The sequence below is a fragment of the Rhodococcus sp. 1R11 genome (assembly GCF_004563845.1).
Lineage (GTDB): Bacteria > Actinomycetota > Actinomycetes > Mycobacteriales > Mycobacteriaceae > Rhodococcoides.
In genome coordinates, this window is the sequence record NZ_SPNG01000006.1 from 148,073 (window position 1) to 158,602 (window position 10,530).

11 protein-coding genes are annotated in these 10,530 nt (G+C 64.8%); 3 read left to right on the top strand and 8 right to left on the bottom strand.

Translation table 11 applies throughout. From position 1 onward, the window contains the following. The first annotated feature begins 214 nt into the window (after nucleotides 1-214). Nucleotides 215-1,117: a cutinase family protein gene (locus E4P29_RS12725; protein WP_135045134.1), complete on the top strand. Its 903-nt coding sequence runs from the start codon at nucleotides 215-217 to the stop codon at nucleotides 1,115-1,117. On the opposite strand, the gene E4P29_RS12730 is transcribed toward E4P29_RS12725, so the two are convergent. Beyond that, nucleotides 1,118-2,644 carry an MFS transporter gene (locus E4P29_RS12730; RefSeq protein WP_135045136.1) on the bottom strand — a complete coding sequence of 509 codons (1,527 nt, stop codon included), beginning with the start codon at nucleotides 2,642-2,644 and terminating at the stop codon, nucleotides 1,118-1,120. It lies immediately after the preceding gene. A 102-nt stretch (nucleotides 2,645-2,746) separates the two neighbouring features. Between E4P29_RS12730 and E4P29_RS12735 the strand changes: the two genes are divergently transcribed. Next, nucleotides 2,747-3,040, top strand: coding sequence for a putative quinol monooxygenase (locus E4P29_RS12735; protein WP_032367959.1), 294 nt, complete (start codon nucleotides 2,747-2,749; stop codon nucleotides 3,038-3,040). Here E4P29_RS12735 and E4P29_RS12740 read toward each other — a convergent pair. The 3 genes from E4P29_RS12740 to E4P29_RS12750 form a co-directional block, all read right to left on the bottom strand. Then, nucleotides 2,975-4,471, bottom strand: a complete 1,497-nt coding sequence (locus tag E4P29_RS12740; RefSeq protein WP_245154288.1) for a phage infection protein — start codon at nucleotides 4,469-4,471, stop codon at nucleotides 2,975-2,977. The two genes, E4P29_RS12735 and E4P29_RS12740, sit on opposite strands and share 66 nt — an antisense overlap. Before the next feature lie 96 nt (nucleotides 4,472-4,567). Beyond that, nucleotides 4,568-5,182 carry a histidine phosphatase family protein gene (locus tag E4P29_RS12745; protein ID WP_135045137.1) on the bottom strand — a complete coding sequence of 205 codons (615 nt, stop codon included), beginning with the start codon at nucleotides 5,180-5,182 and terminating at the stop codon, nucleotides 4,568-4,570. A gap of 4 nt (nucleotides 5,183-5,186) precedes the next feature. Then, entirely contained in the window at nucleotides 5,187-6,098 is a 912-nt protein-coding gene (locus tag E4P29_RS12750) for a LysR family transcriptional regulator (protein WP_135045139.1), read from the bottom strand. 82 nt (nucleotides 6,099-6,180) lie between these two features. Between E4P29_RS12750 and E4P29_RS12755 the strand changes: the two genes are divergently transcribed. Next, nucleotides 6,181-7,413, top strand: coding sequence for an MFS transporter (locus tag E4P29_RS12755; protein ID WP_135045141.1), 1,233 nt, complete (start codon nucleotides 6,181-6,183; stop codon nucleotides 7,411-7,413). Here E4P29_RS12755 and E4P29_RS12760 read toward each other — a convergent pair. The 4 genes from E4P29_RS12760 to E4P29_RS12775 all read right to left on the bottom strand — a co-directional run bounded on the left by E4P29_RS12760 (nucleotide 7,399) and on the right by E4P29_RS12775 (nucleotide 10,523). Continuing rightward, nucleotides 7,399-7,869, bottom strand: coding sequence for a DUF4190 domain-containing protein (locus tag E4P29_RS12760; RefSeq protein WP_135045143.1), 471 nt, complete (start codon nucleotides 7,867-7,869; stop codon nucleotides 7,399-7,401). The two genes, E4P29_RS12755 and E4P29_RS12760, sit on opposite strands and share 15 nt — an antisense overlap. 50 nt (nucleotides 7,870-7,919) lie before the next feature. Continuing rightward, entirely contained in the window at nucleotides 7,920-8,321 is a 402-nt protein-coding gene (locus E4P29_RS12765; RefSeq protein WP_135045145.1) for a PPOX class F420-dependent oxidoreductase, read from the bottom strand. 200 nt (nucleotides 8,322-8,521) lie between these two features. Beyond that, nucleotides 8,522-9,526 carry a beta-ketoacyl-ACP synthase III gene (locus E4P29_RS12770; RefSeq protein WP_135045147.1) on the bottom strand — a complete coding sequence of 335 codons (1,005 nt, stop codon included), beginning with the start codon at nucleotides 9,524-9,526 and terminating at the stop codon, nucleotides 8,522-8,524. Between the two features lie 100 nt (nucleotides 9,527-9,626). After that, on the bottom strand, nucleotides 9,627-10,523 hold the full coding sequence (locus tag E4P29_RS12775; protein WP_209205396.1) for an alpha/beta hydrolase: 897 nt from the start codon (nucleotides 10,521-10,523) through the stop codon (nucleotides 9,627-9,629). Between the last annotated feature and the right edge of the window lie 7 nt (nucleotides 10,524-10,530).

A 10,530-nucleotide genomic window follows, 5' to 3' on the forward strand; every position in this document is an offset into this window, starting at 1 on the left:
GCACCCCTCGGGATCAATGTCCCTTTGTTGCACTCAGAGCGACTGAAAGCCGCATTGATCCCGACGGCGGCGACCTATCCCGACGGGGTGGCGGCGAACCGTGTGACGCACGGTTACGTCCGTTAACCATGTGGGCATCGGATGGTCACAGGCCACTGTCATTGTGGTGATCGAACACAAGAAGCGTTCGATCACCCAGTGAGGCCCCCTCCCCATGAGTGTCAAGAAGTTCTGCGCCGGTGTCGGCGTCGCTGCAGCTGTTGCGTCCGGCCTGGTCGTCGGGGCGTCGCCCGCCGTCGCCGATCCCGGCGGCTGTCCCTCGATGTACGTCGTCGCGATTCCGGGAACGTGGGAGACCAGTTCCGGTGCAGCACCGAAGCCGGGGATGCTCACCGATGTCACCGATCGTCTCGGCGACGGCATTCGCACCGACTACGTTTCGTATCCCGCCACCGCCTTTCCATGGGAGGGCGAGGTCTACGGGCAGTCGCGCGCAGCCGCGGTGACCAATGCCGGTGGGATGCTGAAGGCGATGGCGGATCGCTGCGGCGCAACGAAACTGGGCATCATCGGCTACAGCCAGGGAGCCGACGCGGCCGGTGATCTCGCCGCGTCAATCGGAACCGGTCTCGGTGTGGTCCCCGCCGACAAGGTGGTGGCGGTCGGGCTGGTCTCCGACCCGAAACGGTCGGACACCGACGCCCTGGTCGGTCCCCCTGTGGTGGGTACCGGCGTCGGTGGACCCAGGGTCGGTGGATTCGGCTACGTCAGCCCGGTGGTGCGCACGTTCTGCGCCGTCGGCGATCTGTATTGCTCGACGCCCAAGGACGACTACGTGGCGCGACTCGCGGGCTTCCTCGCCGTGTCGTCCAACCCTGCGCCCGACGTCGCAGATCAGTACACCCAGGAAGCACAATCGTTGATCGCCGACCTCGCTGCGTCCGGTGGATTACCCGTACTGCAGGGGCAGCTGTCGGACCAGGCCAACGCCCAACGTCAGCGGGAGATCGAGGCCTTCTACCGCTCGGGCATCCACCAGGAATATCAGACCTACGACGTCGGAGACGGAGTGTCGGCGACGCGGTGGTTGGCGCGTTACCTCGCCGACGCGGTCTGACTACGACGTACTAGCAGGAACCCGACGGAGCAACAGGAACACGACGACGGCACTGACGAACATCAGCACGGCGCTCGTACCGGCGGCGAGGTTGAAGCCGTCGATGAAGGACGAGTGCGCGACGTCGGTCAACTGCGTTGCGAACGGCTCCGGCAGGTAGTCGGCCACCGCTATCGCGCCGCCGATGGTTTCGCGGGCTGGATCGGCGATCTCGGCCGGCGTGCCCGCCGGGATGGCGTCCTCCATGCGGTGTCGATAGACGGTGCTGCCGATGGTGCCGAGGATCGCGATGCCGACGGCACCGCCGAGCTCGGCCCCGGTTTCCGACAATGCCGATGCAGCCCCGGCCTTCTCGGGGGCTGCAGCGGTCAGCACGATGTCGGAGTTCAGAGTCGATGCTGCTCCGATCCCGAACGTGACCAGGGCCATTCCGGTCAGCAGCAGTGGAAGGCCGGAGTCGGATTGCACGAATATCAGTGCGACGCAGCCGAAGACGATGGACAGCAGGCCCGCCGAAATGATGGTGCCGGTGGGGATCACCTTGCTCATCGTCGGTGCGGTGACGGCACCGGCCGCCGCTGCGGCAGCGGGAATCAGCAACCACAGTCCGGCGCGGAGTGGTCCGAGTCCGAGAACCAGCTGCAGGTACTGAGAGGCGAACAGGCTGAATCCGGTCATGGAGAAGATGACCAGAAATTGCACGACGACTGCAGCGCTGAAAGCACGTTCGGCGAAGAGCGTCACGTCGATGAGCGGGTTCGATGCCTTGCTTTGCCGGATGACGAACACGAAGCCGAGTGCCAGGCCGAGGATCGCGGTGGTGATCGTCGTGGCGTCGATACCGTCCTGGGCACCGTGCTTGATGGCGAACACGATCGAGAGCATCGACGAGATCGCGAGGATCACGCTGATCGGGTCGAACTTTCCGGGGTCGCTGTCCTTGAACTCGGGGACCAGTAGCGGGGCCGCAACGAAGAGCACGACCATGATGGGGATGTTGATCAGGAAGACTGAACCCCACCAGAAGTGTTCCAGCAGAACGCCTCCGACAACTGGGCCCACGGCTGCGCCGCCTGCGAAACCGGCGGTCCACAGGCCGATCGCTTCCTTGCGCTGTGCAGGGTCGTGAAACATGTTGCGGATCAACGACAGTGTGCTCGGCGCGATGGTGGCTCCGCCCACTCCGAGCAGAGCACGTGCGACGAGCAGCATCTCGGGGGAGGTGGAGAACGTCGCGGCGAGCGATGCCGCGCCGAAGACCACCGCGCCGACCATCAGCAGGGTCCGCCGTCCGATGCGGTCGCCGAGCGAGCCCATGGTGATCAGCAGACCGGCCAGCAGAAATCCGTAGATGTCGAGGATCCACAGGGTCTGGTTGCTGGTGGGTTCGAGATCGGCGGTCATGAAGGGCAGCGCGAGATACAGCACCGACATATCCATGGAGACCACGAGGATCGGCACCACCAGTACCGCGAGGCCGAGCCATTCCTTCTTCGTGGCGCGATCCTCGGTTGCCGTCTGATTCACTGCTTCTTCCCTTCCCGCGTGGACACCTCACCTTAGGTGGGTCGGGAGTACGTTCGGTGAGGAAGAGTGTGTCTCGCCGAACGAAGGAACCGATTCCGCATGATCAACGATCTCGAGGTAGTCGCGACGATCACCGCCAAGCCGGACGCAATCGACACCGTGCGCGACGGGCTCGTGGCTCTGGTCGCCGAGTCACGCAAGGAGAGCGGCAACGTCTCCTACAAGTTGTTCGAGTCGGCGGTCGAGCCGGGCACCTTCATCACCATCGAGGTATGGAAGTCGCAGGAGGACCTCGACGGCCACATGCAGACCCCGCACCTGCAGCAGGCGCTAAGCGAATTCGGTGCCCATCTCGCGGCCCCGCCCGCCATCCATCCGCTCCGGCCCGTCGGTTGAGCCTGCCCGCGCGCTGACGTACACGAGTGCCGAGACGGCAAGCAGCGCCACCGTGGCACCGATCGCCAGCCACCCGGTTCCGCTCATCTCTCCCGACGCGATGATGCGGGCACCGGCGGCGGTGTAGCTCATCGGCATGAAGGCTGCGACGTCGCCCCAGATCGGTGCCGTCGATGCGTACGCGAATCCGCAGACGACGACCTGCACCACGAGGGCGACGACGTTGACGATCTGCCCGACGACGGCACCGAGGACTCGTTGAATTGCGCCTGCGGTGGCGAGATAAGCCGCGGCCGACACGATGAGGAACGCGCCGGCTCCGATCACCGGTCCGAGGGCGGCGTCGGTGGCGAAGGCGAATGCGACGGCCGCGCTGACACCCACTGCGGCGACGGCCGCTCCGACGGCGAGCCACCGCGGCTTGGTGTCCCTGCCCAGGACCCGCACGAGGCTGACGCAGCCGAGAGCTCCGAGTGCCACGAGGGCGGCGATCAGGTACGGGGTGGCACCCGTGCCGGTGCTCGTCGACGTGGCTGCAACGTTCTGGTCGGAGGTGGCGTCGTCGGTGGCGGCTGCGGTCCCCTGCGGCAGTGCCGCAGAGGCGTCGCGCACGTTGGTGGCGATGCCGTTGACGATTCCCTCGACCGGCTTGACCGACGTCACGAGCTGATCGGTGCCTGCCTTGAGCTGCTGGCCGCCGTCGTCGAGTTGGCCGAGTCCGTCACGCAACTGCACCGTCGCGTCGCCGAGCTGCGCGGTAGCACCGAGGAACTGACTGTTCGGGTCGTTGAGTTCGGTCGACAGCTGCTGAGCACCACCCTTGAGGGTCTGCAGCTGAGCGAGCGTATCTGGACCGAAGGCCTGCGTGTTCAAGGTGTCGATGACGCCCCTGATTTCACCGGAGATGGCGTCGGATCCCGGATGTGGGAAGCGGTCGACCGTGTCTGCCGTGGCGGCAAGCTTTGCGGTGAAGTCGGCCTGCAGAGCTCCGAATCCGGCGAGCTGGTCGACGACCTGGTCGACGCCCCCGCTGATCTGCGATGCGCCGTCACCGAGCTGGCCGATGCCGTCGCGGTACTGCCCGAACCCGTCGGCGAGCTGAATGGTTCCGTCGTGAGCCTGGGTGATGCCGTCGGCGAGCTGGCCGACGCCGTCGTTGAGCTGCGTTCCGCCTTCGGTCAGCTGACCGATGCCGCTGGAGAGAAAGGTGATCGGGAGCGACGCGCTGCTGAGGCTGCTCCTGGCCTTGGACAAGGGATCGGCCGTCTGCTGTACCTCTGCTGGGGCCTGCTGCGTGTCGGCGGCCGCTGCCGTCGTCGGAGTCGATTCTCCGCCCAGGTCGTAACCGGTGCCGAGTGCGAACGCACCCACAGCCACCAGAGGGAACGCCAGTGCGACGAGAGCAACGGCAGGACGTCGGAAGATACGCATTTCACCCATGATGACTTCGAGGCTAACTGCCACCGCAGGCCGCACCGACCACTCGGAGCTGCCCACAGCGGTCGATCTGGCCCTCCACCTGGGACTTTAAGAGGTCTCTGTGGATTGTCGGTTGCGCGGCAACAGGTCCCACACGTGGGCGGTCTCGTTGACCGACGAGACCGATCGGGCACCGCTGCGGGAGAACAGCACACGCGTCACCGAGCAGTAGTCGATGGGGAATCCGAGCACCTTCGGAGTCTGCAGAATGTCCTGCAACAGCATGTTGACGACGCCGCCGTGGGCGAAGAGGACGACGGTATCGGAGTGCGCGGCGGTCGAGACGATATCGGCCACCCCGGCGAGAACCCGCTGGCGGAAGGCCTGTTCGTCGACCTGCTCGGGTAGGTGACCGGACTTGATGCGGTCGTAGGCGTCGCGAAACTCGGTCTTCGCGGCTTCGATCGGGACGTAACCACCGAAGTCGCGGTCGTATTCGGTGAGGCGATCGTCGGTCGCGATCTCGAGACCGAGCCGGTCGGCGAGTGGCTGCGCAGTCCGGATTGCGCGTTGCTGCGAACTCGACACGATCCGAGACACCGTGAACCGTGCCAGCGCATCCGGCACTCTGCGGGATTGTTCGACGCCGAGTTCGTCGAGATCAGGATCGGCCGAGGACTCCGATCGCCGAGGAAGGGCGTGCCGTACCAGAACCAGTTGCATCGACTCACCTAATCACGAGTGTGCGGCCGCTGCGTTGCACCATCGAGTGGAAGGCCGCCACCTGACGCGGCATGTCCGTCCCCGGCTCCCACACCATGCCGATTCGCCTGCGCGCGGCGGGTTGGGTGAGTTTCACGTCGACCGTTCCACCCTCGGCGCCGTGTGCACGGATCCGCGGCAGGATGGCGATGCCGAGGCCGGCGCCGACGAGTCCGCGCACGGTATGGGTGTCCTGTCCCTCGAACGCGATGTGCGGGCTGAACCCGGCTTCGGCCCACAGCTCGTCGCAGATGGATCGCATTCCGAAGCCGTGACCCATGGCGATGTAGTTCTCGTCGGCGGTGTCTGCGAGATCGACCGACTTCCTCGACGCGAGGCGATGATGTTCGGGGACCACGAGCATCAGCCGCTCGCCGTACAGCTGGAAGGAATTCGACTCGGTGTGTTCGGCGCTCAAAGACACGAACGCCAGGTCGGACGTGCGGTCCGCGAGGCGATCCAGGCAGCGTGCACGTGCGCCTTGGTCGAGATCGAACGTCACGGCGGGATGGTCGACGCGAAAATGCCGGATCAGTGCCGGCACGACGTCCTCGCCGAGCGTGTTCTGGAACGCGACAGCTATTCGGCCACGTGCCCTGGCGTCGTGCTCGGTCATGGCGTCGATACCGGCATCGATGTCGCTCAGGGCTCGCTGCAGATACGGGATGAGGACGCGGCCGGTACTGGTGAGCACGATGCCGCGGCCCCGTCGTTCCACGATGTCGACGCCGAGGATCGCCGACGCGCGGGCGACCTGGCGGCTGACGGTGGGTTGTGGGACTCCCAGGATGTGGGCGGCGTCGGTGATGTGCTCGGTGTCCGCCACCGCGACCAGGGTCGGCAATAGCGGTAGCAGCTCGGTGGTCTCGCGGCGCATGAGCCAATCATATCGCTGAAGTATCGATCAGTGTCGTCTCATGCATTGGACGTATACCGTGAGCGCTTCTAACGTATTTGGTATGACTACGACGCAGCCCGAGGTTCTGGAGTGGGAGGGGCACCCCAAGGGGTCGACCGAGTACCGACGCCTCGTGCTGGCGCTGCTGTTCGCCGGAGTGGCGACGTTCGCTCAGCTGTACTCCGTGCAGGGGATTCTGCCGCTCATCGCGTCCAGTCTCGACATCACACCGTCGCAGTCCTCGCTCGCCGTCGGGCTGGCGACCGTCGGCGTCGCAGTGTCGGTCATTCCGTGGTCGGCAGCGGCCGACAAGATCGGACGCGTTCGAGCGATGACCGCCTCGATACTCGTCGCGACGACACTGGGTTTGCTGGTGCCTCTGTCGCCTTCTCTCGAGGTGCTGCTGGTCCTGCGATTCTTCGAAGGTGCTGCGCTGGGTGGACTTCCGGCCATCGCGATCGCCTATCTCAGCGAGGAGGTGCACCGCAATCACACCGCGCTGGCAGCGGCGACCTACGTGTCCGGTACGACGCTCGGTGGGCTGCTGGGGCGAATAGTTTCGGGACCCGTTGCAGAACAAACCAATTGGCAAATCGGAACCCTCACGGTGTCGGTGATCGCGGCGCTGGCAGCAGGACTGTTCGTGTGGTTGGCACCGCGGCCGCGAACCACCCTCGTACACAGCCGAATTCGCGACCTACCCGGTCGGTTGTGGGTGAATCTCCGAGAGCCGGGGATGCTGGCGCTGTACGGCCAGGGGTTCCTGCTGATGGGAGGGTTCGTCGCGATCTACAACTTCCTCGGATTCCGGCTCGAGGCAGCGCCTTTCGGTCTTCCACAGTCTCTGATCAGCTTGATCTTCGTGGCCTACCTCAGTGGCACGGTGTCCTCGCGAGTGGCGGGGAAGTTGGCGACGAAGCACGGCCGGTCGATCGTCCTCGCCGGATCGACCGCCACCATGATCGCCGGAGTCGCACTGACGATGGCGTCGAACCTGGCGGTGATCCTCACCGGGCTGGTGATCTTCACGATGGGATTCTTCGCCGCCCACGCCATCGCGTCGGGATGGACCGGCCAGCGAGCCGTCCACGGGCGCGCGCAGGCGACATCGCTGTACAACCTGTTCTACTACGGAGGATCGTCCGTCGTGGGCTGGCTCGGCGGAGTGGTTTTCCAGTCGCTCGGATGGAATGCCCTGGCGCTGTTCGTCATTGCATTGGCAGTCACCGCCGGCTTGTGGGCCGCAGCGATGAACGGCCGACTGGCACAGCAGCCGAACTCAGTACGTGGATGAATTCGAGGCTGCTATCGCGAAGATGAAGATCGCACCCACGACGAGGACGAACAGTGCAATCGACACGTAGCCGACGATCAGACCTGCCGTCGCAAAACCCGACCCGCCCTCGCCATTGCGCTTGATCTGACCCTTCGCGACGTGGCCACACACCACCGCACACACCGACGCGATCAACGGAACGAACGTCAGACCCAACACCGCCAACACGAGCGATACGATCGCCAACGTATTCGTCGCGGGTGCCGGCCGAAAACCTGCACCGACATACGGGGCCCGTCCGTACTGCGGCTGTCCGTACTGCGGTTGCCCGTACTGGGGGCCCGGGTATTGGGGTTGTCCGTACTGCGGGTTCTGGTAGCTCGTATTGGGGTCCTGATATGGCGGGTACTGCTGACCCCCGTACGGCTCGTCCTTCTCGAATGCGTCGCTACCTTCACCCTGCGGATTGACCATTGCGGGAGTCTTACACCTGAGTTGGGCCGTCGCAAGCGGCAACGCAGTGTCTACGAACCGACCTTGCCCCAGCCCACATACGCGTCGACGGTCACGTAACCCGTCACCCGCGGCTGATCCCGAACCGGATACCGCTCGCCGGTGTAATGAGTCGCTATGCGGTCGATATCCACCAGATCCGGGTCGTCCTGCAGTTCGATCGAACCGTGCACCGTCACATGCGTATACCAACTGGCCTCGTCCATCACCGAAATCGAGACCTTGGGATTGGCCCGAATGTGCTCCAGCCGCTTCCGCGAGGCATCGAAATTGAGCACGACTTTCCCGTCCTCCCACAAATACCAGGTGGGCGCGGTGATCGGAGTTCCATCGGCACGAACCACCGCCATGACGGCGGGATTCGCCTTCTTCAGCAACTCGACGGCATCAGCGGGCAACGGAGGCTTGGGCATGAACCAACACTACGACCCAAGAGTTGACTCGGCCAGACCCTTGCCCAACACCCACCCGGCCCGAGCCACCCGCCCCGGGTCCACGGGCCTGAGTCCACTCAACGTGACATTGACTGCCGAAAAGGGCACTGAATGTCACATCGAGTGGACTGCGGATAGGTGGACTGCGGGTGGGTGTGGGCCGCAGACGGGTGGAGCGATTACAGCTTCGGGAGTTTGACGACCTGTCCGGCATAGGACAGTCCCGCACCGAAGGCGAGGAGCAGCGCTGTGTCGCCTGCTTTGGCTTTTCCGGTGCGCAGCAGTTCTTCCATTGCCAGGGGGATGGATGCAGCCGAGGTGTTGCCGGTTTCGGCGATGTCGTTGGCGACCGGGGTGCCGTCGGACAGGTCGAGGCTTTTGGCCAGCAGTTCGGTGATGCGGCTGTTGGCCTGGTGGGGGATGAAGGCGTGCAGCTCGTCGGCTTTGATGCCGGCGACCTCGAGGACTTTTTGCGCGGCTTTGCCCATTTCGAATGCAGCCCAGCGGAAGACGGAGATGCCGTTCATGCGGATCCAAGGGCGTTCCACGTCGGCTTTGGTGATGTAGTCGTACCAGTCGATGGTCTGCACGATGGCGTCGGACTGGGAGCCGTCGGATCCCCACACGGCGGGTCCGATTTCGGTTTCGTCGCTCTGTCCGACGACGACGGCTCCGGCGCCGTCGGCGAAGATGAAGCGGGTGGTGCGGTCGTACGGGTCGGTGGTGACGCTGAGCTGCTCGGCTCCGATGACGAGGACGTACTGCGAGGTCCCGGCCTTGACGAGGTCCGATGCGACGGCGAGTGCGTAGCAGAAGCCTGCGCATCCGGCGCAGATGTCGAACGCGGCCGGTCCTTTGGTGCCGAGTCCGTGGGCAACCTTGGCGGCTGCTTGGGGCGTCAGTTCGAGGTGTGTGGAGGTCGCGACGATGACGGTGTCGACCTGCTCGGCGGAGATGCCGCTGGCTTCGAGTGCTTTTCGGCCTGCCGAGATCGACATCTGGACGACGTTTTCTTCGGGGTCGGCGAATCGGCGGTTCTTGATGCCGGATCGCGTCTGAATCCACTCGTCACTGGAGTCGATGAACTCGCAGATCTCATCGTTGGTGACTATTCGTTCGGGGCGGTGAACGCCCAGACCGAGCATCTTCGACTGTCGACCTTGCGTTGTGCTGATCGCACCCATCTTCAATTTCCTCTCGTGCTACCGCGCCATCGCCGAGCTTCGGCTCGGGTCTTGGGCTACGGGCTCGTCGACACACGTTACGTGCGTCGACGGGAGAGGTTCACACCAGTTCGGTGATGAGGGCCGCGACCTCGGCGGGTTTGTCGATCATGGCGTGGTGATGGGCGGGAATGACGACGGTGAATTCGGCCCGCAGGTATGTAGCCAGCTTGCGTTGGGTCTTGATCCATCTGCGTCCCCACGGGGACGGTCGTCCGGTGTGGGCGGCCGCGACGATAACGGGAACGACGAGTGGCAATCGCTTGCGAAGCCGGTTCAATTCGGCGGCGAGGTCGGGGTAGACGACATCTTCGACGAGTGCAGCTGTGAGATAGGTGGGCCTGCGGTAGATGTCGTCGACCCAGTCGACGACGTCCTTCGGTGTCCCGTCGGGTGGCGTCGCCTGGTTGAGTATCGGCCGGACGCGCGGGCCGACGAGCCGCTGCAGGCCCGTGCGGCTCAGTAGCGTCGACAGGGAATGCGCTGCGCGCACTCGCAGAGCGGCCGGAAGGATGCGGCGCGGGTCGGACTCGGCGCTCGAGTCCAGGAGAAGAACACCGCGTATGCGCGACGGGAACAGCCGAGCCACCGCTTCTGCGTAGAAGCCGGCAATCGAGTGACCCGCGACGACGGCAGGTTCGGTGACACCGAGTGCGTCGAGGACGCCGACGATCCTGTCGGCCTCGCCGCGGACGGTGGGGGTTGCGCCGTCGGGCAAGGGGTCGCTGAGTCCGAAGCCGGGGCGGTCGAGAACCACGACGTGATGGTGGGCGCTCAGGATTTCGACGGTGTCGTTCCAGTCGAACCAGTTACTGCCCAGACCTCCGCAGAGAACGATCGTGGGGCCGGCTCCCCGGACGAACAAATGCAGACGTTGGCCGTCCACTTCGACGTAGTGCCCGGGAGGATGTTTCACGGGAAACAATGCCTCGCGCTCGGTTCGATTCCCGTGATCCATGTTTTCG